Source organism: Pedobacter glucosidilyticus DSM 23534, from assembly GCF_000425145.1.
Taxonomy (GTDB): Bacteria; Bacteroidota; Bacteroidia; order Sphingobacteriales; family Sphingobacteriaceae; genus Pseudopedobacter; species Pseudopedobacter glucosidilyticus.
Genome location: NZ_AULF01000011.1, coordinates 107,095 through 131,593, shown reverse-complemented (window position 1 = coordinate 131,593; position 24,499 = coordinate 107,095). Strand labels below are relative to the sequence as shown.

The 24,499-nt window shown below is 36.6% G+C and carries 17 protein-coding genes; 14 read left to right on the top strand and 3 right to left on the bottom strand.

Annotated features, from left to right (window positions below; genetic code table 11):
* Window positions 1-662: 662 nt before the first annotated feature.
* Complete coding sequence (locus H510_RS0104635) at window positions 663-1,235, bottom strand: Crp/Fnr family transcriptional regulator (RefSeq protein ID WP_026903242.1); 573 nt, start codon at window positions 1,233-1,235, stop codon at window positions 663-665.
* Between the two features lie 132 nt (window positions 1,236-1,367).
* Between H510_RS0104635 and H510_RS0104630 the strand changes: the two genes are divergently transcribed.
* A complete protein-coding gene (locus tag H510_RS0104630; RefSeq protein ID WP_026903241.1) occupies window positions 1,368-4,181 on the top strand; it encodes a thiopeptide-type bacteriocin biosynthesis protein in 2,814 nt (937 codons plus the stop codon).
* An 11-nt stretch (window positions 4,182-4,192) separates the two neighbouring features.
* Here H510_RS0104630 and H510_RS0104625 read toward each other — a convergent pair whose 3' ends face one another.
* Entirely contained in the window at window positions 4,193-4,939 is a 747-nt protein-coding gene (locus H510_RS0104625) for a LytR/AlgR family response regulator transcription factor (RefSeq protein ID WP_026903240.1), read from the bottom strand.
* 5 nt (window positions 4,940-4,944) lie between these two features.
* Window positions 4,945-6,003 carry a sensor histidine kinase gene (locus H510_RS0104620; protein ID WP_026903239.1) on the bottom strand — a complete coding sequence of 353 codons (1,059 nt, stop codon included), beginning with the start codon at window positions 6,001-6,003 and terminating at the stop codon, window positions 4,945-4,947.
* Window positions 6,004-6,087: 84 nt separating this feature from the next.
* Between H510_RS0104620 and H510_RS20100 the strand changes: the two genes are divergently transcribed.
* The 13 genes from H510_RS20100 (at window position 6,088) to H510_RS0104550 (ending at window position 24,466) form a co-directional block, all read left to right on the top strand.
* On the top strand, window positions 6,088-6,228 hold the full coding sequence (locus tag H510_RS20100) for a hypothetical protein (RefSeq protein WP_155977838.1): 141 nt from the start codon (window positions 6,088-6,090) through the stop codon (window positions 6,226-6,228).
* Window positions 6,229-6,609: 381 nt separating this feature from the next.
* Window positions 6,610-6,900 carry a helix-turn-helix domain-containing protein gene (locus H510_RS0104615; protein WP_081659186.1) on the top strand — a complete coding sequence of 97 codons (291 nt, stop codon included), beginning with the start codon at window positions 6,610-6,612 and terminating at the stop codon, window positions 6,898-6,900.
* A gap of 1,029 nt (window positions 6,901-7,929) precedes the next feature.
* Window positions 7,930-8,496, top strand: a complete 567-nt coding sequence (locus tag H510_RS0104605; RefSeq protein WP_026903237.1) for a hypothetical protein — start codon at window positions 7,930-7,932, stop codon at window positions 8,494-8,496.
* A 413-nt stretch (window positions 8,497-8,909) separates the two neighbouring features.
* Window positions 8,910-9,539, top strand: coding sequence for a DUF6266 family protein (locus tag H510_RS0104595; protein WP_026903235.1), 630 nt, complete (start codon window positions 8,910-8,912; stop codon window positions 9,537-9,539).
* A gap of 314 nt (window positions 9,540-9,853) precedes the next feature.
* Window positions 9,854-10,432 (top strand): CHAP domain-containing protein, encoded by a 579-nt coding sequence (locus tag H510_RS18260; protein ID WP_026903234.1) that lies wholly within the window; start codon window positions 9,854-9,856, stop codon window positions 10,430-10,432.
* Window positions 10,429-10,911: a hypothetical protein gene (locus H510_RS0104585; RefSeq protein ID WP_155977836.1), complete on the top strand. Its 483-nt coding sequence runs from the start codon at window positions 10,429-10,431 to the stop codon at window positions 10,909-10,911. Before H510_RS18260 ends, H510_RS0104585 begins: the two co-directional genes overlap by 4 nt.
* 293 nt (window positions 10,912-11,204) lie before the next feature.
* Window positions 11,205-14,375, top strand: a complete 3,171-nt coding sequence (locus tag H510_RS0104580; protein ID WP_051291043.1) for a SusC/RagA family TonB-linked outer membrane protein — start codon at window positions 11,205-11,207, stop codon at window positions 14,373-14,375.
* Between the two features lie 24 nt (window positions 14,376-14,399).
* Window positions 14,400-15,935 (top strand): RagB/SusD family nutrient uptake outer membrane protein, encoded by a 1,536-nt coding sequence (locus H510_RS0104575; RefSeq protein WP_026903231.1) that lies wholly within the window; start codon window positions 14,400-14,402, stop codon window positions 15,933-15,935.
* Between the two features lie 77 nt (window positions 15,936-16,012).
* Entirely contained in the window at window positions 16,013-17,074 is a 1,062-nt protein-coding gene (locus H510_RS0104570; RefSeq protein WP_036691895.1) for a glycoside hydrolase family 43 protein, read from the top strand.
* A gap of 1 nt (window position 17,075) precedes the next feature.
* The gene (locus H510_RS0104565) at window positions 17,076-18,125 is read left to right on the top strand and encodes a glycoside hydrolase family 43 protein (protein WP_026903229.1); all 1,050 of its coding nucleotides are present in this window, start codon (window positions 17,076-17,078) and stop codon (window positions 18,123-18,125) included.
* Between the two features lie 20 nt (window positions 18,126-18,145).
* Window positions 18,146-19,228 carry a cellulase family glycosylhydrolase gene (locus tag H510_RS0104560; RefSeq protein ID WP_036691892.1) on the top strand — a complete coding sequence of 361 codons (1,083 nt, stop codon included), beginning with the start codon at window positions 18,146-18,148 and terminating at the stop codon, window positions 19,226-19,228.
* A 40-nt stretch (window positions 19,229-19,268) separates the two neighbouring features.
* The gene (locus H510_RS0104555) at window positions 19,269-23,312 is read left to right on the top strand and encodes a hybrid sensor histidine kinase/response regulator transcription factor (RefSeq protein ID WP_081659185.1); all 4,044 of its coding nucleotides are present in this window, start codon (window positions 19,269-19,271) and stop codon (window positions 23,310-23,312) included.
* Window positions 23,312-24,466 (top strand): galactose-1-epimerase, encoded by a 1,155-nt coding sequence (locus tag H510_RS0104550; RefSeq protein WP_036691891.1) that lies wholly within the window; start codon window positions 23,312-23,314, stop codon window positions 24,464-24,466. The genes H510_RS0104555 and H510_RS0104550 overlap by 1 nt, the downstream gene beginning before the upstream one ends.
* Window positions 24,467-24,499: the final 33 nt, after the last annotated feature.

Sequence of the window (24,499 nt, the reverse complement as noted above, 5' to 3'; positions counted from 1 at the left end):
CGAGAACAACCATTCATAAAAAACAGACTATCCCGAAGCACATGAGCAATCCCCGAGAGCCGGAAAAAATTCAAAAACAGCAGCAGAAACAAAAAAGCTAGTACCACCAAGCCTATAGCGCATGCGGTTTTGCGTCTGAGTTTGTATAAACATTCATAAGCTATAACCGAGCAAAAATAAGCGCTCTCTGTTTTTGAGTGTGGATTGGGGATGTGCGGCAAAGGCTCCTGCGGGATTGTTCAGGACTTTTGGTTCCTTTTGGTCCCGCAAAAGGAACGAGCCCCGCCGGCGATAGAGGCGGACAATCACATCACAGAGAAAATTAACCTAATTTCTGATAAATAGGATTCCCTCATACAGGTAATAACAAAGCCTGCCACATACCTCGCTTGACAAACTAGGCGAACACAGCGAAGCTGTAAGAACACCCATTCAAACCTCTACAGCACAAACCGAAGCTCATAGGCAACAATCAGTTCATTAGTTGAATTTGTTTAGGTCGTTAGGCATAAAAATCCGTTATTAAATAAGTTTAAACTATCCGATATTTAGGCATCTTTTTACTTTCTACTCTGTACTTTCTACTCAATACTCTGTACTTTCTACTCAATACTCTGTACTTTCTACTCAATGCTCTCTACTCAATACTCTCTACCCTCCACTCAAACCCTCCCCTTTATCCTACTCAAACCTCCTGCACTTATATTCAAGTATGAAGCTATATCCTTTGTGAGCAAACGAGAAGCAGGAAATAAGCGAATAAAAGATAAATAACGTTTATCAGCAGGCAAACCCAAAAGCCATATTCTACAATCTCTTCGGTACAAAGTATAACAAAAAAAATGAATCAGCCACGGATACAAATCTGGATGTTCTTTTAATAAAGCTATACCATACCGGTAAGCTATAGGAATAAGACTGGCATCTTCCAAAACAACCAAATACTCCTCAGATCTTTCTCCCATGCCTAAAGGCTGCGTAATACAAAGTAAGCTACCAGCCTCGTAAAAATCATGCACTTTTTCACACCCAGAAGCATCAAAATAGTAACGTTTAGCCAATCCAGATTTTAAATACCAAATATGTTCTACCAACTGGCCTGGCCTAACAAGACATTCACCAGTTCTAAAATATTGATAAGGTTCCCTTTCTAAAATACGCCTCATAATGCCAAAAGGAACCTTTGGAGATAAAACTTTAAGACTATAAAACTGAGAAGATTTAAAAGCATTCATCCCACGCAATTAGGCATGAAAAAATAGAAATAACAAAACACTGTTGATGAACTACCTCATCCGCATAATGAAACACCTCATACAATTAATAAGATTTTTCAGCACTCCTAAGCACATCTCTAATTTACGAGCATGAAAAACTATCACTTTTTTCCACAGCTCTTCCTCCGTACCCCTCGCTTTTGTAAAGACACAGCACAACAAGCCATGTCAGAAATACTTCAAGATAAAAACTTTCAAAAAGCACTATACCTCTCTAGTGATGTTGTATATAACGAAGTCAAAAAACTTGATTTTAATTGGCATGAATGTTCAAAACCCTTACAACATACACTTTACAAATACCTCATCAGAATGTGCTATCGCTCAACACCATTTGGCGCTTCATCTTCTTTAAGTCTTTGTGATTGGGGAAACAGCAATGGCAATAATGGATTAACGATAAAAGCCAATAGCTTTATAACCTTACAACATGAACGTACAGAAAAACGATGCGCACCCAATCAAAGAACTTATCAACTAAATCCAACACTTTACCCTTTTGGCAAAATCTGGAGGTACTTCGAGCGCCTACCTAACGAGGATGCGCATACCATACAGCTTTCTGATATGGAGGGGATGGTATTACCTGCTTATTTTATTCGCAACAGAGAGAAACTTAATCATCAGCAGATGCTGCTCGCCTTAGAAAAAACTGGCATGTCTAAAAGCATAGCAAAAGCCTACCTAAACGATCTTTTAAAAGAGCAAATTTTAATAGAAACCAAGCTGTGTCATAAAATTACTACCAAGCTAACCAAGCTTTTAGGGTATGGTACAGCAAAATATGCCCAAACCTTTCACCAAACCATAGGCGAGGTTCCTTCACATTACCAGCATGATTTAAGTAAAGGATTACATGCCCTGCAAATACTGGCTGATTCCCCAAAAAATCATAAAATAGCAACTTTTACAAAAGCCTTTTTTAATTTATTCGAGCATAGGCAAATACCCTTGTTAGAAGCGCTCGATCCAGAAATAGGATTAGACTACCATAAATTTAGCCACCATCATCCTTATCAGCATGAGGAGGGCCCAACACCAGTGCAACGTCTTATCATCCAAAAAATACTCCATCATGTTGGTAAGCAATCGGTTTTGGTCCTAACGGAGAGCGACCTCAGAGGGTTTGAAAAATCAACTGAACAACTACCACCAGGCCTTACCGTTTTATTCAGTATCATAAACGGCCAATTATTTATTCGTGAGGCAAGTAGCTCTTGCGCTACAGCCATAACAGCCAGATTTTCAGTCTTCCATCAAGAAATGGCAAACTATTGCCGTAACATTTGCGATTTAGAGCAAAAGACAAACCCAAATACCATATTTGCAGATATCCTTCACGAAGCAGAGCCTAATTACCACAAGCTCAGCTGGACGGCAAACCTCAGCAAGTACCAAATTCCCTTGTTGGTCAATACCAATCCTAACGAAGCTCGTCTTTTACCCCTACATGATCTCTATCTCGGAGTAGAAAGCGGAGAACTGATTTTAAGATCCAAAAAGTTGAAGGGTAAAAGGGTTATTCCTCGTATGAATAATGCCTATAATTTTCAAAGAAGTGACTTCTCTATATTTAAATTTTTAGGTGATCTTTCTTTAATGAGTTTAGGAAGTTGTTTGTCTTTCGACCTGAAAAGTCTCTTGCCAGATTTACAGGTATATCCTAGGGTGGTTTATGAAGGTGTAGTGATCTCAGCAGCTTGCTGGGTATTAACACCAGAACAAATGACATGCCTCCGAGCCGCGGCAAAGTCACATTTTTATATTACTTTCCTAGCCATAGCAAAAGCCATAAAACTACCCGAAAATTTCATGGTAGAAAACGGTGATCAAAATTTAGTGCTTAGGCTTCGTCATCCAAAAGATATTGATTTACTTTCTTCTTTACTTAAAAAAGATGTGCTATTGGTACTTAAAGAATGTCCATTTACCGAAGATAAAATGCCACTAGTTAAAGATAGCTTAGGTAAAGCTTATGCGCATGAACTGGTTGCCTGCTTAACTAAAAACAACTGTATCAACCCTTCAACAGAAGCATTTGCAGCGAAAAATATAGCAAAAACTTTACGCAAACCGCAAATCCATAGGTTTGCACCACTTAAAGACTGGCTTTACTTAAAAATTTATCTTCATCCGGCAGGTATGAATAGCCTATTGCTAGAGAAAATAGACCCCTTTATCGCTAGATGCCATAGGGCTAAGCTCATAAATAATTGGCATTACTTGCGTTATCAAGATCCGGAAGACCATATCAGGTTGCGCTTGTATGCACCTGGCAAAAGGATGGACAAACTACTGCTACTATTGCGTCCTTTCTTAACCGAGCTAAGTAGCATGAAAAACATACGAGATGTGATGGTAGCAGCCTATCAACCAGAAATAGAAAAATATGCACTTGCCGGAATGAAAACTGCGGAAGAAATTTTTACCTGCTCTTCTGCTATCGCCCTATCAGAAATAGCTTATGCTGATGATTTTGAAGGCGAATACTTCAAAGAGAGCCATTTTTTAGTATGTGCAGTTCGCTTACTATGCCTGATGATGAAGGCCTTGGCTATTGAAGAATCCATGATGATTACTTCGGCACTTCATAAGTTTGATATCTTCCTTAAACAAAACCAGCACTCAGGTATAGCAAAACGAGAGCATGATCAAAGTTATCGGCTGTTGCAAGATGGTTTCGTCTTGATACAGCAAGAACCTCCAGTCTTCGAACCCGAATTACGCCTATTGGAACTATTAAAGACACTGCATGCCGAAGATGCTGCTTCAAAACTAAATTTTCTGGCAGAAATCTTCCACATGCACATCAATAGGCAATTCAGTAATAACCATAAAACCCATGAAGCACTCAGCTTTTACTTTTTGTCAAAATATTTAAAACGCCCAGTAGCTTATCGTTAAGCCATAATCACCTATCTTCCCAAGCCAAATAAAGATTTTTTCTCATGTTTGGTTACAGAAGCAGAAATACATTCCAAAAACTGATTTAAAAATGGTCTTCCTATGGTAATTTGGGTCTTATGCTCGTCGGCCATAACCAGTATATCGTCAGTAGATAATTTATGTATCTTATTTATAGCTATAACATAAGACTTTTGTACTTGTATAAACTGAGCCATCGGAAACTCCGCGATGATGTCTTTAAGTCTTATTCTGCTTAGTATATGGTTGTTGTAACGATGAATGGCTACATAATTAGCTTCTGCTCTTACATAATAAATATCATCATAATTGAGTTTTACCAATTCTCCATATTTATTAAATACAAAAGTATGTGTACAGGCTTTATCACTGATGGCTTTAGGTTTATACCTATGGTTGATCTTATTGATGGCTTTTAAAAAGCGATCGTAAGAAAATGGCTTTAATAGGTAATCGTAGGCGCCCCGGTTAAAAGCATCTACCGCATACTGCGGATGGCCAGTAATAAAAATAACGGCAGTAAAATCATTCACCATTTCTGCAATTTGCAAACCGTTAATCATTGGCATGTCTATGTCTAAGAAAAAAATAGAGGGTTCTGCAATCTCAGGGAGTAGAGCAATGACTTCCTGTGCTTTTAAGGTACTATATACCAAATTTAACTTAGGCGTGTCTCGGATATAATCACTTAAGGTTTTAATAACAGATTCTTGGTCGTCAATAATGTAACAATTCATAAAACTTATTTTAGATAAATAGATAATTGGGCATGATAATAACCATCATACGTGTGGTCAGAAAAATGATAGGCACCAGAATAATAGTGTGCCAGCCTATCTTTTAAGTTTGCAAGTCCAATACCGGGTATCCTGCGGGGTGTTATAGCCCTTACCTTGTTATGGATATGTACGGCTATCGTATCCGCCCGTACAGTTACGGCAATACTGACCTGGTGTGGTCCATCCAGATCAGCATGATCAAAAACATTTTCTATCAGCGTAATCAGTAAGAGCGGGATAATCTTTAAGTTTTCCACTTCATCATCAAATAAAAGCTTAGCATTGATGAGCTTTGGATACCTCTGTTGTTGAAGAAAAAGATAGTTTTTGATGTATTGGAGTTCCTGTTTTAAGGGTATTTTAACATTCGAGCTATCCGCAACAATGGCATATTGCATCAGCTCGGCCATAGACATGATTCTGTTTGCTATTGCTAAATCAATAGATTTTAGGTCCTCATACAACTCAAATAACCTGTTAAATAAAAAATGAGGTTTTATTTGTGCCTTTAAGAAAGCTAATTCAGCAACCGCAAGGTCTGCCCGCAAGCGTTCTGCCTCCCTTTCTGCAATTAAAGCATGTTGCTGCCGTACTAAAGAAAATATCGCCAAAAAATACCCCGTACTTAATATCATGAGCAAAATTGCTCTGTAAACGGTAGTCATAAATGATTTTACCAGTAAAGGTGAAACTGCTACAGTAGGGATGGCTAAAGATTGTAAAAGGTAATAAATCCCTGTATTGCATACGTATAGCAAGATAATCTCAATCAAAACGCCACAACTAAGCCATAGGTAATAGATTTTTCCGGGTTTAATAGTTAGAAATAGCAGGTAAATATGGGCGTAAAAGAAAGCGATATAGGCTACATAATGCAATAAATAATCTAAAAAATGAGCCTTAACATGAGCAACATATCTTGTGATAAAAATTTCATAGGTAATATAAAAAAACCAAAACAAAAGATGTTTCCAAAGTGATTTTCCAGAAGGTTTTATCAGTTCATGATACGAATATACCATCTCATCCACAAATTGATGTGTTTTATCAACAGGTTAAAAAATATTAATCGGAGAGACGTAATTTGTAATATAATTGATAAAAATATGAAAAAATTACAAAAAAACAAACCATTACTTAAGAAAAAGAAAAGAGTCTTAACTGTTAGTAACGATGCTGGATTTCCCACCCGTATCGATCCAACCGTCTCTGTATCCATGACAGTAACTTACATTACCGGAGGATAAACCAAAAACTAAAGCAAAGCAGCTAAAGAAATTCATCTAACTGCTTTGCTGTCTCTAAACTAGACATACAGCCACCAAGCTGTTGAAATGAATACGAGACTGGCTCAAATCACCATTTTGTATCAGGCAGAACATTATTTAAGCCTTTTTAATCCTTCGATTTCGCCCAGGATGACTATAAAGGTTTGCTCAATCTAACCTCATACGATTTTTGATACAGCCTCATTATGAAATTAATTTTAATATGATTGCAAAAAACATCTTCTTTAACAAAAAAACGCCTCACCCTAAAACTCACAGTATTAATCACCTTAAAACGTATAAAAAGCAGTATAGTTCCCTCCTCAAAAGTCACTGCACAAGTAAGAAAGGAATCCGTTTATGATGCATTTCTTACGATTCTTCGCCATTATCTTAAACATCCAAACCGTTTTAAACCAGATACTTGAAACCCTACAACAATTAGAACCTAAGGCTCAAACAAACGAAAAAGTATGGATGGATGCTTATGAAGTAAAATCTTATTTCAATATCCACAGAAGTACCCTGTACCGTTGGAAACGAGAAAAAATTCTTTGTCCAGCTAAAGTTGGGAGAAAGGATATGTACCTACGTTCAGAAGTGGAAAAAGTCATCAAAGAATCCCGTTTACAAAGCTTTTTCAACTTTTAAAGCCCACCAAACTAAATATCCTAATGCAGCGTCTTCTTTGGTGAGAGACGCTGCTTAGTAAAAAACATGATTTTTTTATCATCGATGAGGAACTAAGCGGCTATCCCTTCATGCAAGACTATCCCGATTGCTTTCTCACAGCGAACACATATTTTTGCGAACACCCTTTTTTGTCATCGTAAACACCCCTTTTTTCATCGCGAACACCCATTTTTTGTCATCGTAACACAGTGAAGCGATCTCATCACGCAAGGCTATCCCAATTGCTTAGTCATCGCAAACACCCTTTTTTGTCATCGTAACACAGTGAAGCAATCTCATCACGCAAGGCTCATTACGTACGATAAGAAAGGCATCATTCTCCGCTTCACAAACCAGAACGTTTAAACAAAAAAAGTCTACAACCTACAAGTAACCCCCCAGCTCAGTGCTCTCTGCGCCCTCCGTGGTTAAAACATTAAAAAAATCATTGTGGTTAAACAAAAAAAGGTCTACAACATACGAGTAACCACCCATCTCCTACATCTTTGTGATCATAAAAGCGATACAATCGCCACACCATGTTAAGTACTCGTTGCAAACGAGCACAAGAAAAAAACAAAAAAAATCCTACAACCTACAAGTAACCACCCAGCCCCAAACAAACTAACCACCTAACAAACTAACCACCTAACAAACTAACCACCTAACAAACTAACCATCTAACAAACTAACCAACTAACCCCCCCCTAACACATACATCACACATAGATCACACATATCAATCCGAAGGAACACCGAAGGAAGAAAACACCAAAAATCACACTTTTCACCATTTTCTTCTCATTTCAGTAACAAGAGCAGTAGCAGTATCAAGAGCTGATAGGTTCTATTATGTTCTATAAAGGTTGCATAAGGTTCTATTTGGTTCTTTTGAAAGAACAGCTATAGGATATTAATAATCAGCGTTTTAGGTTTGTCATGTCCAAAGCGTTATACCGGTAGCAGCACAAAGACAGGTTTATTTATTTCACTTAAAATTTTAACAACATGGCAAAGTCAAGAAACAACGTCATCACACATGGTTTATCAGGATTAATAGGAGATCTATTAGTCTTCAGACAAAGAGGAGGAAAAACGATCGTATCAGATCGTCCAAAGGCCCGAGTAGATAACCCAAATGCCAATCAGCTAAGCGTAAGAGAACGCTTCATCAAAGCCGCTAGGTATGCAAAAGCTGCTATCAGCGATCTTGCTAAAAAGGCACTCTATGGAGCTGCTGCAGAAGCAGATCAAAGTGCTTACAATGTGGCTTTTGCAGATTATCAAAAAGCCCCTGAAATCAAAGCTGAACCTAACTACAGCGGGTACATTGGTCAGGTAGGTTATCAAATAGAAGCAACCGTTTATGATAATTTTATGGTTACAGCCGTAAAAGTAGAAATCAGAGATGCTGCTAATACCTTGATAGAGGAAGGTGAGGCCATCCAACAAGAAGATGTGTCCAAATGGATATATGTAACAACGGTAGCCAACCCAGATTACGCCACCTCAAGTATCATTGTTAAGGCTTATGATATGCCCGAAAATGAAACCATCCAAGTAACCCAACTTTAATCAAGTAATGAGGCGGTCTTAAAGATCGATTTATGATTCTGAAACTTAACACTTGACTACAACAAGTATTTCATATTCATAAATATGTAATGACGTGTTCAAGTATTTCGATAATCGAGCCTAAGCATAAACAACCGTTTACGCCCTATTCCGCCTTGGCGGTTGCGGTATCTACGGAACTAGCCTTAGCAGAAACTCTAGAAGCAAGCGGCGCAGCGGAGAGTTTTTGGATACTTTTTGCGGAAAAAAGTATCTTGACATGGCCGGTCAAGAGGCCGGAGTAGCTAGTGGGTGAATGCCTGATTTTGAAATATTTTAAAACGTCGATAGTAACGGATTCGAAGATTATATATTAATTTCTTCATCATATATAAATCGTGATTTAAGACAGCCTCATTTTTAAAACAAATACCATGGCATTCATAAAATCAGACAGTATTTATGCAGGTCTTTCCGGAAAAGTAGGCGACCTTATATTCTGTAAAAGTAAAAAAGGTACCATTGTAAGAAGGTCCCCAAAGAATAATCCTAATCTCATTGCAACACCGGGGCAGGAAGAAAATAGAAAACGCTTTACAATGGCTAATAAATTTCTGCTAACGGCAGCCCATGTCCTTAAAATGGGAGCTGTAGAAAATGAGGAAATCGAAGTCCAAAAAAAGAATCGTTCTGCAATTAGAAAAAGTATCGTAGGAGGGGTTTATCCTCATTTATTTATAGATTTTTCTAAAGTCATCCTCACTAAGGGCAAGATGAGTTTACCAGATAAGCTCAATATAAAGCTGGAAGCACAAAGCCTTCAAGTTATCTGGCCCAGAAAAAAAGTAAACAAGAAAAGCGAACTGGTTATCGCTTGTTATAGTGCCATCCAAAACTCTTGGATAACCAAGCTTATTAAATTCAAAAAAGATGAAAAAAGTCATCAATTTACCATCCCAAATAGTTTTCATGATGGTTTTGAATGTTACGCATTTCTAAGAGATGTAAACAGACAAGCAGTATCCAACAGTAAGTACTTCGGAGGTTTCCAGTGCCTTGTGTAAAAATCAAAAGCAATTAAAATGAAAAGTATATCTATAACGACAAAATGGGTTTACAGTATTCCCATTCGTATTCATAAAGAACTACTCAGTATTCTATTTCTGTTAATCCTTTTTTTGTGCAGTTCAACAGTTTTAAGATTGGTAGACGAAACAGCAGCCCCACTAGATGCAGGCATCCTCAGTGCTATTTTAGTAGCTATTTTGGCCTTCCTACTTTTTAAAGCACTTACTTGGTGGCTAATTGAAAATATCTGGCCGGTATTGGGCAATTTCTCCAAAGAACAATTTCATTCACACTTTAACCATCTATCCTCATGTCAAAAAATCATCATCTATTTAAGCTTCTATCTATTACTTCTCTATGGCTTTATTTGCACACTCATAGCCATTTTGTAAAAGCAGGAATAGGATCAGCAAGCAGAACAAGGCTCAAAAACATCTACAGCCAAGAAATAGGTACCAGAGAAAAAAGCAACCGTAACGACGGTAGCCGGGTAGAAAGCTACCTCCAATATACAGGCCACAGCAAAGGGGCACCTTGGTGTGCCGCCTTTGTAAGCTGGTGCTTAGGCAAAGCAGGGATCAGCAATCCACAGACTGCATGGAGTCCGGCATTATTACCTCAAAAGCGTATCATTTGGAAGAACACTTGGCAGCAAGAAAAGATACAGCCACAGGCAGGAGATGTTTTTGGTATTTGGTACGCCTCCAAAAAACGCATTGCCCATTGCGGTTTTATAGATGCTTGGGGAGATAGTATCATCATCACGGTTGAAGGGAATACCAATGAAGCCGGAAGCAGAGAAGGAGATGGAGTTTATCGCAAACGTAGGCTAAAACGTACTTTATATGCCGTGGCAGATTGGGTGACAGCAAGGAGGGAAAGTATATGAAAAAGTTTTATACACTATTGGTGATGCTTATACTAACAGCCTGTTCCAGCCAGAAATCCAGGTATCAGCAGCTCATCACAGCATTGGAAAAAACCAAACAGGCTACACTTGTAAAAGACAGCCTGCAAAGCCAAAGCAGTACGATAAACGCAACACAACAACAAGTAAAAGAAGGTATCGTCTTAGAAATGGACGAACTCTTTTATTGGCATCCAGATAGTGGCTTACAGCAGCAACCGGGCTATATCAAAGTAAAAGTTTACAAAAGCAGTAGTAAAGACAGTTTAGTAAAACAAAGCCATCAGCAGCAAAGCAGTACGGTTAAAGCCCAACAGCAAGAACAAGAACTGTTAAAGAAAACAACTCATAAAACATTAGAAAAGGAAGTGGAAAGGAAAGGGAGTTTTACCTTAATCCTACTGGCTATGATTTTCTTAGGCTTGGTGGTTTTAGGGCTTTGGTGGAGCTTAAAAGCTTAGATTAAATATAAGAGGTGTTTTTTTACCTATAGCTTTATAGAAGATATACACTCTAGTTTTTCATATTTTGAGATTAAACCATATATATCATCAATTTTTACAAAAATAGACACAAATTTTATAGCCTTAAAGCTTTAAGTAAGCGTCCTTTGGTTTAAGCAAATCAGGTAAAATCCCAAATAGCTGATGGCGGTAACCAATTATTTTATAACTTAAGAAAGGAGGGCTTAATAAACATTATATTTTACTTTCTCTTATTTAAACAATAAACTAATCATAAAATTAATAAACCAATGATGAGATTAATAAAAGTACTAATAATTTTTAATGATACGTATAGGCTAAAATGGCCTCTTAAACTTGCACTTGTTGCAGGTCTCGTTTCTTTTGGATGTTATCCGATTTTTGCAACGAATAAAATTTCAAACAAAGTAATTATACAAAACACAAATGTAAAGGGTAAAATAGTTGATAAAGCTGGTTTGCCATTACCGGGGGTAAGTATTAAAATTAAAAATACCAATGTAGGTGCGGTTTCAGATGCAAATGGAAATTATAGCATCAACATTCCTGATAACAACGCAGTTCTTGTTTTTTCTTATTTAGGCTTTTTAAGTCAGGAAATTGCTGTTAATGGCAGAGCAAGTATCAATATCACTTTAGAAGAAGATGTGAAAGCTTTACAAGAGGTGGTGGTTATTGGTTATCAAACCATCAGAAAAAGTGATGTAACCGGAGCCTCAACATCTATTGATACAGATAATACAGAAAAATTAGTAGCTCGTTCTATGCCAGAGGCATTACAAGGCCTATCACCAGGTGTTGCGGTTAGAAATGGTGGTGCACCAGGGCAAGAAGCAGTGGTTAACATCAGAGGTTTAGCAACTTTTGGTAATGCAAGTCCGCTTTATGTAATAGATGGAATGTTTGCAGACCCAAATACTACCGTTAACCCTAATGATATTGCTGATATACAAATATTAAAAGATGCATCAGCAGCAGCTATTTATGGTTCTAGAGCAGGTAACGGGGTTATCATCATCACAACTAAAAAAGGTAAAGAAGGTACTCCAAAAATTTCTGTAAGCTCAAGATATAGCATCTCACAAATACCTAAGAAGTATGATATGATGAATGGTGCAGAGTATGCAGCTACCAATGCCAGAGCTTATACCAATTCTGGTATTCCACTACAACCGGGTGTGGCTAATTACAATGGTAGTATAGATACAGATTGGGCAAATGAGCTCTTACAAACAGGTGCTGTTCAAGATTTTAATGCTAGTATTTCTGGAGGTTCGGCAACATCTTCTTATTTGATATCTGCTGGATATTTCAAAGACGAAGGAACATTAATAGCTCGTGATTTTGATAGAAAATCACTTCGTATCAATACAGAATCAACCAAAGGGAAATTCAAATTTGGTGAGAACTTCGCTTTATCAAGCTCTAATGTAAATGCTCCTTTTCAGGGAGGTTTTGCAGAGGGTAACCCCTGGTATGATATGTGGTCTAGTGTGCCTTTAATACCTGTTAGAAGCAATAGTTTGATAAGCGCCAACAACCCGGGCGGATGGGGCTATGGAGACAATGGAAATATCAATACCTTTTCTCGTAACCAGGTAGCAATAGCTAATATTACTTCAGTAAATAGCAACTTTGTTAAGTTGTTAGGTAATGCTTTTTTAGAGTATAAGATTTTAGATGGCCTAACCTATAAATTTAATGCAGGTTTAGAAACCAGCTTTGATAAATCAAAAGCGGTAAGAAGAGATGGCTCTTGGTATCAAAATCAATCTCCAGATTTTAGCAGCTTAACAGATAACAGATCCCAATTTTTAAGCTATTTGTTTGAGCACACGCTTAATTTTAACTATAACATTAAGAAACACCGTTTTAATGGGGTAGTAGGTTATACCGAGCAAACAACCCAGATAGATAATACTTTAGGTAGCGGTTTAAGACTATCTCAATTTGGAGGTAATTATTTCACTACTTTAAATTCTACTAGTGGTGTCCCTGGCGATAGAAATTCATCTGGTGGTTTAACCAAATTTTTACTTAATTCTGTTTTAGGTAGGTTAAATTATAATTACGATGACCGTTACTTAGCTACATTTACCTTTAGGGCTGATAAAGATTCTAGATTTTCTGAAAGATTTAGAACAGGTTATTTCCCTTCTGTAGCTTTAGCATGGAGATTATCTCAGGAAGATTTCTTTAAAGTAGATTGGATTTCTGATTTAAAATTAAGAGGTTCTTATGGTATATTAGGGGTTAACACTTTAGGTGCTTACCAATTTACAGGCTTCTTAAATCAGGCTCCAAGTGTAGTATTTGGTCCAAATCAACAAGTTTTTCCAGGTGCTACCCAAGCCAGATTGGTTTTTGAAGATTTAAGATGGGAAGAGAAAGAAACCACCAACTTTGGTATAGATGCGGCACTATTTGATAACCGTTTTAGGGTAGCTATTGATGCATTCCGTTCGGTATCAAGAGATGTGTTGGTAGGACAGCCATTGCCACAATATTTAGGAAACTTACAGGGAGACCCTATTGTAAATATTGGCTCTATAGAAAATAAAGGTTTAGAGTTTGAGTTAGGCTATCGTCCAAAATTAAGCAGAGCATTCAAATGGGATGTTGCGGCAAACCTTAGTTTCATCAGAAATAAAGTGTTAGAACTTGGAAATCTGGGGATAGATTTAGCTACGGGTTTACCTAGAGCTTATATTCCATCAGGCGTTACACGTACTCAGGTAGGTCGGTCTATAGGTGAGTATTATGTATTAAAAACCGATGGTATCTTCCAAAATCAAGCAGAGATAGATGCTCACAGAGCGCAAAGTGCTTATGCTAAGCCAGGCGATATCCGCTATGTTAATGCTGTAGATGGCGGAACAAATGATGATATCAATGAGTTTGATAGGGTATTTGCAGGTTCGCCTTTCCCTAAGTTTACCACAGGCTTACAATTTAACTCGGCTTACAAAAACTTTAGTTTAAGCATGCAGTTTTATGGTGCTTTTGGTCATAAATTGTATAATGATGTTTTAAGGGATTTAGATAGCTATGGTAATGCTAATTACAGAAGAGATATTAACCCATGGACACCTTCTAATACCAATACCAGTTTCCCAAGATTAGGCTATCAATTTGCACCTAATGATAGAGGTATAAATGAAAATGCCAGAGGAGATTCTGACAGATGGATTGAAGATGGCTCTTTCTTGAGGTTACGTAATATCGAGCTAGGTTATAATATCCCTACTAAATTTCTTGAAAAGGCAAAAATTGGCAATGCCAGAGTTTACCTAAGTGGGCAAAACCTCTTTACCATTACCAATTACCAAGGTTTAGACCCTGATGTTGTTGGAGCAGATGTAAACCTGCAGCCTGGTGTAGATAACGGAAATTACCCATCATCAAGAATTTTATCATTTGGTTTAAGTGTGGGCTTTTAATCTCGAACCTTTAAAAAGAAAATCATGAAAAAATATATCACGATATTAACATTAGCTCTTATAGTCCTCTCGGGATGTAAAAGAGATTTTAATGAAGTTAACCCTAATGCACCAACCATTGCCAGTTTCTGGCGAAATGCTGATGATGCTGTTAGAGGAGTAAATGCTGCTTATGGTACTTTTTACAGAACACCCGGACTTTATTCTCGTTGGATTTATTATCACGGAATATTAAAATCTGATGAAGGTTTTGGTTCTGGAGGAGATGGAGGCCTAAACAACCTGATGCGTTTTAACCAAACCAATTATAATGACGGTTTAACTTCTTTAACATGGGAAACCTTATTTGTTGGTGTTTTTAGAGCTAATCAGGTTATTGCTAATGTTCCAAACATACAGATGGATGAAACACTAAAGAAAAGAGTAATAGCGGAAGCGAAGTTCCTAAGAGCACTTTTCTATTTCAACTTAACTTTATACTTTGGTAACCCACCATTATTACTAACACCATCGCAACCAACAGATGTACCGCCTAATGCTACTACAGCAGAGGCTTATGCGCAAGTTGCTAAAGATTTAAACGAGGCTATTCCAGATTTACCACTTTCTTACAGCGGAGATGATTTAGGAAGAGCAACCAGAGGTGCTGCTTATGCTTTACTGGGTAAAACGCATTTACAACAAAAACAGTATCAATTGGCTTTTAACGCTTTTGATTGGTTAATTACAGGCCCTGGCGCTGCTATTTATCGTTTAACCACCAATTACAGAGACAACTTTATCATCAGCAGAGAAAACAATGAGGAGTCTGTTTTTGAAATTCAGTTTAATGAAAATCTGGCAGAAAATACAGATGATGATGTAGATGAAAGTCGTGTTAATAACACGGGAACTTCTATTGCTCAGTTTTTTGCCCCTCCAGGAGTTGGTTTTTCTGATGGTGGAGCCCGTAGATGGTTAATAGATGAATTTTTACAAGAGCAAACTACCACTGGGCAAAGAGACCCACGTTTAGCAGCTTCATTCATTTATAACTTTACAGACCCTGCTGGTCCGCAAGCAACCATGGTTTATGGAAGAAGCTTTGCAGACCGTTATGGCAATGGCCCTGATGCTAATGGCGTTTGGTTTAGAAAATTATTGAACGACCATTGGAAAGATCAAGAAGGTTTTAGATCTCCAAACAATTACAGATTAATACGTTTTGCCGATGTTTTATTGATGCAGGCAGAATGTTTAAATGGTTTGAACAGAACATCAGAGGCTTATCCTTTGGTAGATAGGGTTAGACAAAGAGCAGGTTTAGCACCTTTATCTGTTGCTAAGCCAGGTTTAAATCAAACACAATTCTTAACCCAGCTTAAACACGAGCGTATTGTGGAATTAGCAGGTGAAGGCTGGCGTTGGGCAGATTTATTAAGATGGGGAGACTTAGGGCCTGCATTAGCAAGCAGAGATGCTGATTTTACAAACTTTGAAGTTGGGAAACACGAGCTATACCCTATACCACAAAGGGATATAGACTTAAATCCAAATTTGAAACAAAACCCAAGATACTAGTATAAAGTAATAGGCTTAATAGGTTTAGGCATCCTCCAAAAGAGCTAAACTTATTAAGCCATTTAAAACAAGAAATAATGAATGTAAGAGTGATTTTTAGAATTTATATAGTTTATTCATTAGTTTTTTGGTTAGGATGTAAAAGTAGTGATAAACCTGTTGTAGAGCCTTTTGTGCCACCACAGGAAACTACTTTTACAAATCCTTTAATTACCGGTGCAGACCCATCAGTTTACCAAAAAGATGGTACTTATTATTACATGCATACGGTAGGAAACGCTATCAGATTATGGAAAACAGAGGCAATGTCTAAAATTTCATCAGCGCAAGCGGTAACCGTTTTTACACCAACTAACGGGCAGCCTAATTCAAGAAATATTTGGGCACCAGAACTATTCTTCTTAGATAACAAATGGTATATCTATTACACAGCGGGTAATGGCGAGGACAGAACACAGCGTACTTGGGTACTAGAAAATAGTAATGCCGACCCAACTACCGGAACTTGGGTAAATAAAGGTAGAATTTTTAATACCGATACTGATTTTTGGGCTATTGATGGTACCGTTTTAGAACATAATGGCCAAAGGTATTTTCTTTGGTGCGGAAGACCAGACCCAAATAATGCAGATTTAACACAAAACATTTACATCGCAAAGATGACCAATCCTTGGACATTGGAAGGCTCATCTACCCGTTTAACTACGCCGCAATTTGCTTGGGAGAGAAATGGTTTTGGCGTTAATGAAGCTCCTCAGGTTTTAACCATCAATAACAAAGTATTTATGGTTTATTCTGCAAGTTTCTGCGGAACAGATGATTATGCATTGGGGATGATGAGTTTAAATGATGGCGGTAATCCTCTAAATTTAAACGATTGGGTAAAACGCAATCAGCCTGTTTTTACTAAAAAGCCGCAAAGTGGAGCTTACGGGCCAGGGCATAATTCTTTTTTTAAATCGCCAGATGGCAACGAAAACTGGATAATTTACCACGCAAATAGTAATCCTAACCAAGGTTGCGCAGAACAAAGAAACGTGAGGATGCAAAAGATAACGATAGGTACAGATGGCTTCCCAAATTTTGGAGAGCCTGTAGCTATAGGTTTACAAATTACAAAACCTTCAGGAGAGAAATAATATGAAAATACAATCTAAATATATACACAGTTATGTGTTGGTGTTGATGCTATTCTTTTGGTACCAGCCCCTAAAAGCCCAAACATTTACTAATCCATTGCTAGAGGCCGGTGCAGACCCTTGGAGTATTTATAAGGATGGTTATTACTACTATACCCATACTTTACAAGACAGCATAGTAATTTGGAAAACCAAGAATTTATCTGAATTAAAAAACGCAGAAAGAAAAACCATTTTTGTACCTCCGGCAGGAACCAACTATTCTAAAGAAATATGGGCACCAGAAATTCATTTTATTGAGGGTAAATGGTATGTGTATTTTGCTGCTGATGATGGTAATAATCAAAACCATAGAATGTATGTTTTGGAAAATAATGCTGCCAATCCTTTTGAAGGAAATTGGGTATTTAAAGGAAAAGTACATGACAAAACAGATAAATGGGCTATAGATGGTTCTGTATTTTACCACAAAAATAAGTTGTATATGGTGTGGTCTGGTTGGGAGGGAGATACCAATGGAAAGCAAGAAATTTTTATTGCCAAAATGAAAAATCCTTATACCATAAAAGGTAAACGCTATAAAATATCAACACCACAATTAACATGGGAGCTTCATGGAGATTTAAACGACCCAAATAATCCGCCACATGTAGCTGTAAATGAAGGTCCGCAAGTCCTGAAAAATGGAGCTAAAACCTTTATCATTTACTCGGCAAGTGGTTGTTGGACAGATTTTTATGCCTTAGGGATGCTTAGTCTAAATGGTAAAAACATCCGTAAAGCTAGTTCATGGGAGAAAAACCAACAACCTGTTTTTAAACAATCGCCAGAAAATGGCGTGTATGCACCGGGGCATAATTCTTTCTTTAAATCTCCTGATGGTACAGAAGACTGGATATTGTATCATGCAAATTCGGCTCCGGGTCAAGGTTGCGGTGGTCACAGATCTCCACGAGCACAAAAATTCACTTGGAATGCAGATGGTACACCAAACTTTAACACCCCTGTTAAGACAGGAATAGCACAAAAAAATCCCTCTGAAAATAAATAGGAAACAAAATTTTAGCAGATATGAAAAAGAAAAACATCATTAAACTGATACTTTTATTCTTGTGTTTAAGCAGCGCCATCAAAGCACAAGATACTACGGTAAGTGTTATTGGCAAAGTATGGCCAATAGAAAAAGCAAAAGCTTGGTATAGTAAACATAAATGGATAAACGGGGCTGATTTTTTACCAAGTACCGCTATCAATCAATTAGAAATGTGGCAGGCCGAAACTTTTGACCCAGCTACCATAGATAAAGAATTGGCTTGGGCAAAAAACATTGGCTTTAACACCATGCGAGTATATTTACATAGCATAGCTTGGGAAAAAGATCCATCGGGTTTTAAAAATAGGGTAGGACAATACCTTTCTATAGCTCAAAAACATGGTATCAAAACCATATTTGTTTTTTTTGATGATTGCTGGAATAAACAAGGCTTCGCAGGCAAACAACCAGAACCTAAAATAGGTATCCATAACTCTGGTTGGGTACAAGACCCCGGAGACCCAGCTTCAAAAAATGCCAGTAATTTTCCGGCTTTAGAGAAATATGTAAAAGATGTGATGACGCATTTTAAAACCGATGAAAGAATATTATTATGGGATTTGTATAATGAACCGGGAAACTCAGGTAAATTAAATACATCATTCCCATTATTAAAAAGTGTTATAACTTGGGCTAGGGCAGTAGAACCACAGCAACCTATAAGTATTGGTCTTTGGGCATGGAATTTTCATGCATTAAATGCCATGCAAGCTTTAAACTCTGATATCATCACCTATCACAATTACGAAGAGCCAGATTTACATAAAAGAGTAATAGATATGTTAAAAGCTTTTGGCAGACCCATGATATGTACAGAGTATATGGCAAGAACCAGAAATAGCAGATTTGCGAACATCATGCCGATGCTTAAGAGAGAAAATATAGGCGCCATAAACTGGGGTTTGGTAGCAGGTAAATCTAATACCATTTATGCTTGGGATACACCTTTAGAAAACGGAGAACAACCTATAGAATGGTTTCATGATATCTTCAAAAAAGATGGTACACCTTACCGTAACGATGAAGTAGAACTGATTAAAAAGTTAAACGAAATCAAGTAAATGCATTAACTTAGAACACATACTATTTAAAGCCAATTTAATGCCTCCATATTTCGTAAAATCATGTTTTATTTGGTTGCTTTTGCTTTGCCTGGGCTCTCAGGATGCACTAGCACAAAAAATGTTTTTCAGAAATTATACCGTTTCAGACGGTTTATGCGCCAATACCATTTGGGATATTGCGCAAGACGAGCAAGGCTTTATGTGGTTTGGTACTAAATATGGCTTAAATAGGTTTGATGGTTACGAGTTTAAATCTTTCCAGTTTAACAAAAATGTAGCAGGTACTATTGGGAATAACTTTATCAGAAAAATTTTTAAGTATGATAAGTTCACCTTTTGGATAGGTACGGATGAAGGTATTTATATTTTTGATCTTAAAACAGAAAAATTTAAGCTTTTTGAGCCCTTGGGGAAGATATTCATCAATGATATTTTTAGGTCTAAAAAAGGACAAATTTGGATAGCAACTAAAGAAAAAGGCGTTTATAGCTATCAGCCTAGTTCAAATAAACTTATTCAGTTTAGTCATCGCCCAAAGGTAAATAACAGTATTTCATCTAATGAAGTATCAAAAATTATTGAAGATAAGGCTGGGCATATTTGGATAGGAACCTATGGCAAAGGTATAGATGTGCTTAACCCCAAAACCAGAGAGATGAAGCATTATAAAGCTTCTTCTGCACCCGGTAGCCTTTCTAATGATGTTATTTTAGATTTATATCTTGACCATGAAGGGCATATTTGGGTGGGTACCATGTCTGGTGGACTTAACCTATGGGACGAGGAAGCCCAGAAATTTAAGGTTTACCAAAAATCTGGAAAGCAAAGTATCAGTGATAATATCGTAAGAAGTATCTATCAGCCAAAACCAGGACTTCTTTATTTAGCAACAGAAAAAGGGCTTAATATCTTCGATATCAAAAGCAATAAATTTGTTAATTATCAAAATAAAAATAATGACCCCTACAGTTTAAGTGATGATGCAGTTTACCGAGTTTTTAAAGATAAAGAAGGTGGTATTTGGGTTGGGACTTATTTTGGTGGTTTAAACTATTATCATGAAAAAGCCCTCGGTTTAGAGTATTATTACCCTTCTGGGGTTAGCAATTCGCTTTCTGGAAATGCCGTAAGTGCTTTTTTAGAAACCAGAAACGGAAATTTTTGGATAGGTACAGAAGATGGGGGCTTAAACTTATTTAACAAGACTGATAAGACTTTTCAGAAATATCCTTTTAGTAAAAATCAGGATTCTCTTTCTTACCATAATATTCATGCCCTTTACGAAGATAAAGCTGGCCATATCTGGATAGGGATGTATACCGGTGGATTGAATATTCTTAATCCCAAAACAGGGAAAATAAAGCGTTATAAAAGTAAACCATCAAACCCAAAAACTTTAAGCGATAATAGTATTTATGCTATAGATGAAGACCGCGAAGGAAGAATTTGGGTATCAACCATATCAGGTTTAAACCTGTACCATCCAGAAAGCGATTCTTTTATTCGTATACAAGAAAAATATTTAGCTAAAAGCTGTATCTATCAGGTTTATCAAGATAAAGATTTGGTTTTATGGATAGCTACTTATGATAATGGCTTAATCAAAATTGATAAAAAAGGTAAGCTTAAACAATACGCCTATGCCCCCAAAGAGGGCGCTATAAGTTCTAATAAAGTTATTTCTATTTTAGATGATGATAAAGGCAATTTATGGCTAGGTACAGATGGTGGTGGCTTAAACGTTTTTAATAAAAAAGCAGAGAAATTTACCGTTTACGACGAACGTTATGGCATTACAACAGATGTTGTTTATGGAGTGCTAAAAGATGAAAAATCTAACCTTTGGATATCTTCCAATAGTGGTATTTTTGAGCTCAATACTCTTAATAATACCACTCGTAATTTTGGACGATGGGATAACCTGCAAAGCCAGCAATACAACTATAAATCTTATTACAAAAGTAAAGATGGCAAGCTGTATTTTGGAGGTATAAATGGTTTTAATGCTTTTTATCCGCAGAAAATTAAAACTGCTACACAGCCTACTAAGGTAGCATTTACCAATTTCCAATTGTTTAATAAAGATATTGATTTATCAGATGATGATAGCCCTATCAAGCAAACCATAAATTTTGCTCAAAATATAGTCCTTAATCATAATCAATCTGTTATCAGTATAGAATATGCCGCTTTAAGCTATGTTTCGCCAAACAAAATCAGATATTCTTTCATTATGGATGGTTTTGATAAAGATTGGAATAATGTTGGTTCGCAAAGAAAAGCTACTTATACCAATTTGCCTGCCGGAGATTATGTTTTTAAAGTTAGAGAGTCTGATACCGCCACGGGAAATACCACCAATATCTCTACTGTACAATTAACCATTTTACCACCATTTTATAAAACCATTTGGGCTTACATGGTTTACGCCATTTTAGCCATCCTATCCTTTATCCTCTTCAAAAAATACGCTACAGAAAAAGCTAGAAAAGAAAATGAAATTAAGCTAGAGCGACTAAAAAATAAAAGCGAGCAGGATTTCTACAAGCAAAAGATAGAGTTCTTTACAGCAATGGCACATGAAATTAGAACGCCACTTTCTTTAATTATAGCACCATTAGAAAGGTTATTAGGTAAAAAACAAAAAGACCCAGAAAGCGAAGAGCAACTTCAAATTATGGAAGAAAACTCTGATAGACTGTTAACTTTAGTTAACCAGCTGTTAGATTTTAGAAGAATAGAAAGTGATATTTTTGAGATACACAAAGAACAAATAGAGCTGGTTTCTTTTATCAATAATTTAAAAGAGCGCTTTTCTTCTATTTCTTATCAAAAAGGTGTCGATTTTTCTTTAGAAACTGCTCACCAACATTTAGAAATGATGGCAGACCCAGAAGCCTTGATGAAAATCATGAGCAACCTCTTGATTAATGCTTTTAAGTTTACCAGAAAAAAAGTCAGTATCAGTATTAATGGTATAGCAATGATAGATAACCAAGCTATGGTTTCTATTTCTATTGAGGATGACGGTATTGGTATCCCTAAAGATCAAATCAACTCTATTTTTACCAAGTTTTTTAAAGTAAGCACTGCAGAACATCAATACAGTAATCTAGGCGGTACAGGTATAGGTTTGGCATTAGCTAAATCATTAATAGAAAAGCATCAAGGAAAATTATTGGTAGATAGCCAAGAGGGTTTAAAAACTGTTTTTACCATTTTAATTCCTTTTCAGGAGAAAGAAGAAGTACAACACGCTTTAGATAGGGTTGAAGAACTAGAATCAGAGCATCATGATGGTAAACCAATTGTTTTAGTGGTGGAGGATGATCAATCTTTACTCAATTTCTTGTCTCAAAGTTTGGTTTCAGAAGGTTATCATCCTATTAAAGCAAATAACGGGCAGGAAGGTTTAAAACTGTTAGAACAACATCATGTAGATTTAATTATTTCTGATGTGATGATGCCTGTAATGGATGGCATAAGTTTTTGTAAAGAGGTTAAAAACGATATCAATTACAGTCATTTACCTATTATTTTACTTACAGCAAAAACCAATTCAGATGCAGAAATAGAAGGTCTAGAAAGTGGTGCTGATGCATATATTGCTAAACCTTTTAAATGGAAGCAATTATCTTTAATAGCTCGTAATTTAATAGAGCTTCAGGCTAATTTAAAGCAACGTTTTGCGCAACATCCTTTTGAGAGTACAGAAATTTTAGCGTCGGGTACTAAAGATAAAAAGTTCTTAAATAAGCTTATAGAAGCTATAGAGTTGCGTATATCAGACCCATTACTTTCTGTAGAAGAGTTAGGTAAAGAACTGGGTTTAAGCAGGTCAAGCTTATATAAAAAGGTAAAAGGTATGACAGGCCATGTACCTAATGAGTTCATCAGAGTTATAAGGCTAAAGAATGCTGCTAAATTATTAACTACTCAAGATTATAATATCTCTGAGGTTGGTTATATGGTTGGCTTTAGTTCGCATTCTTACTTTTCTAAATGCTTTTATCAGCAATTTAAATTAACACCAACAGAATTTGCCGACCAGCATCGAACAACAATTCAAACTAATACTTAATGAAAATGAATATTTTAAAAATAAGCTTTATGGCTATGTTAGCTTTGCTGATATATGCTTGCCAACAACCCAAAACAACACAAAATAGTACACAAGAACAGCTACCTAACTACGCAGCAGCTTTTGATACCTTGATAGATGGAAAAGAAGTTAAGCTTTATCAATTGGTGAATAACAATAAGATGAAGGCGGTATTTACCAATTATGGTGGTAGGTTGGTGAGTTTATTAATCCCAACAACAGACACTTCTTTTGTAGATGTTGTGGTAGGCTTTAAAAGTATTGATGATTATATAACATCTACAGAACCTTATTTTGGTGCTACCATTGGGCGTTACGGCAACCGTATAGCAAAAGGTAAATTCTCTATAGATGGGGTAAATTATCAGCTAGCCATAAACAACCCTCCCAATAGTTTGCATGGTGGTAAAAAAGGTTTTCAATATGTAGTTTGGGATGCTAAACAAATAGATAATCAAACTTTAGAACTTAGCTATCTATCTCCAGATATGGAAGAAGGATATCCTGGTAATCTAGCTGTTAAAGTAATATATAAGCTTAATGATGATAATGAGCTAATCATGCAATATGAAGCATCAACAGATAAGAAAACTGTTGTTAATTTAACCAATCATGCTTTCTTTAATTTAAATGGCGAGGGAAGCGGAGATATATTAAACCATCAATTACAAATAAACGCTAAAGCTTTTACGCCTGTTGACAGTACTTTAATACCTACCGGAGAAATAGTACCTGTAAAAAATACTCCTTTTGATTTTACAGAGCTAACGGCTATTGGAGCCAGAATTAATTTACCTGATGAGCAATTAAAAAATGGTAAAGGTTATGACCATAATTATGTTCTACAAAGCAAGCCTTCTGAAAAAATGATTTTGGCGGCTAAAGTTATGGGTGATAAAACTTCAATCAATATGGAAGTTTTTACAACCGAGCCGGGCTTGCAGTTTTATAGTGGCAATTTTATGATGAGTAAAAACTCATTTAAAGGAGGGGCTAAAGATGATTTTAGGACAGCATTTTGTTTGGAAACACAACACTTTCCAGATTCCCCTAATCAGCCAGCTTTTCCTTCCACTATATTAAAGCCTGGGGATCTTTATAAAACACAGTCTAAATATCGTTTTAGCTGGTAAAAATAATACCATCTAACTTTCTGCTTTTTAGAG

What these genes read in the sequence shown, in the direction of transcription:
- H510_RS0104615 (WP_081659186.1), top strand. Translation starts at nt 6,610, where the DNA reads ATGATGCATTTCTTACGATTCTTCGCCATTATCTTAAACATCCAAACC.
- H510_RS20100 (WP_155977838.1), top strand. Translation starts at nt 6,088, where the DNA reads ATGAAAAAATTACAAAAAAACAAACCATTACTTAAGAAAAAGAAAAGA.
- H510_RS0104565 (WP_026903229.1), top strand. Translation starts at nt 17,076, where the DNA reads ATGAAAATACAATCTAAATATATACACAGTTATGTGTTGGTGTTGATG.
- H510_RS0104630 (WP_026903241.1), top strand. Translation starts at nt 1,368, where the DNA reads ATGAAAAACTATCACTTTTTTCCACAGCTCTTCCTCCGTACCCCTCGC.
- H510_RS0104625 (WP_026903240.1), bottom strand. Translation starts at nt 4,939, where the DNA reads ATGAATTGTTACATTATTGACGACCAAGAATCTGTTATTAAAACCTTA.
- H510_RS0104635 (WP_026903242.1), bottom strand. Translation starts at nt 1,235, where the DNA reads ATGAATGCTTTTAAATCTTCTCAGTTTTATAGTCTTAAAGTTTTATCT.
- H510_RS0104550 (WP_036691891.1), top strand. Translation starts at nt 23,312, where the DNA reads ATGAAAATGAATATTTTAAAAATAAGCTTTATGGCTATGTTAGCTTTG.
- H510_RS0104560 (WP_036691892.1), top strand. Translation starts at nt 18,146, where the DNA reads ATGAAAAAGAAAAACATCATTAAACTGATACTTTTATTCTTGTGTTTA.
- H510_RS0104575 (WP_026903231.1), top strand. Translation starts at nt 14,400, where the DNA reads ATGAAAAAATATATCACGATATTAACATTAGCTCTTATAGTCCTCTCG.
- H510_RS0104570 (WP_036691895.1), top strand. Translation starts at nt 16,013, where the DNA reads ATGAATGTAAGAGTGATTTTTAGAATTTATATAGTTTATTCATTAGTT.
- H510_RS0104585 (WP_155977836.1), top strand. Translation starts at nt 10,429, where the DNA reads ATGAAAAAGTTTTATACACTATTGGTGATGCTTATACTAACAGCCTGT.
- H510_RS0104605 (WP_026903237.1), top strand. Translation starts at nt 7,930, where the DNA reads ATGGCAAAGTCAAGAAACAACGTCATCACACATGGTTTATCAGGATTA.
- H510_RS18260 (WP_026903234.1), top strand. Translation starts at nt 9,854, where the DNA reads ATGTCAAAAAATCATCATCTATTTAAGCTTCTATCTATTACTTCTCTA.
- H510_RS0104620 (WP_026903239.1), bottom strand. Translation starts at nt 6,003, where the DNA reads ATGGTATATTCGTATCATGAACTGATAAAACCTTCTGGAAAATCACTT.
- H510_RS0104555 (WP_081659185.1), top strand. Translation starts at nt 19,269, where the DNA reads ATGCCTCCATATTTCGTAAAATCATGTTTTATTTGGTTGCTTTTGCTT.
- H510_RS0104580 (WP_051291043.1), top strand. Translation starts at nt 11,205, where the DNA reads ATGATGAGATTAATAAAAGTACTAATAATTTTTAATGATACGTATAGG.
- H510_RS0104595 (WP_026903235.1), top strand. Translation starts at nt 8,910, where the DNA reads ATGGCATTCATAAAATCAGACAGTATTTATGCAGGTCTTTCCGGAAAA.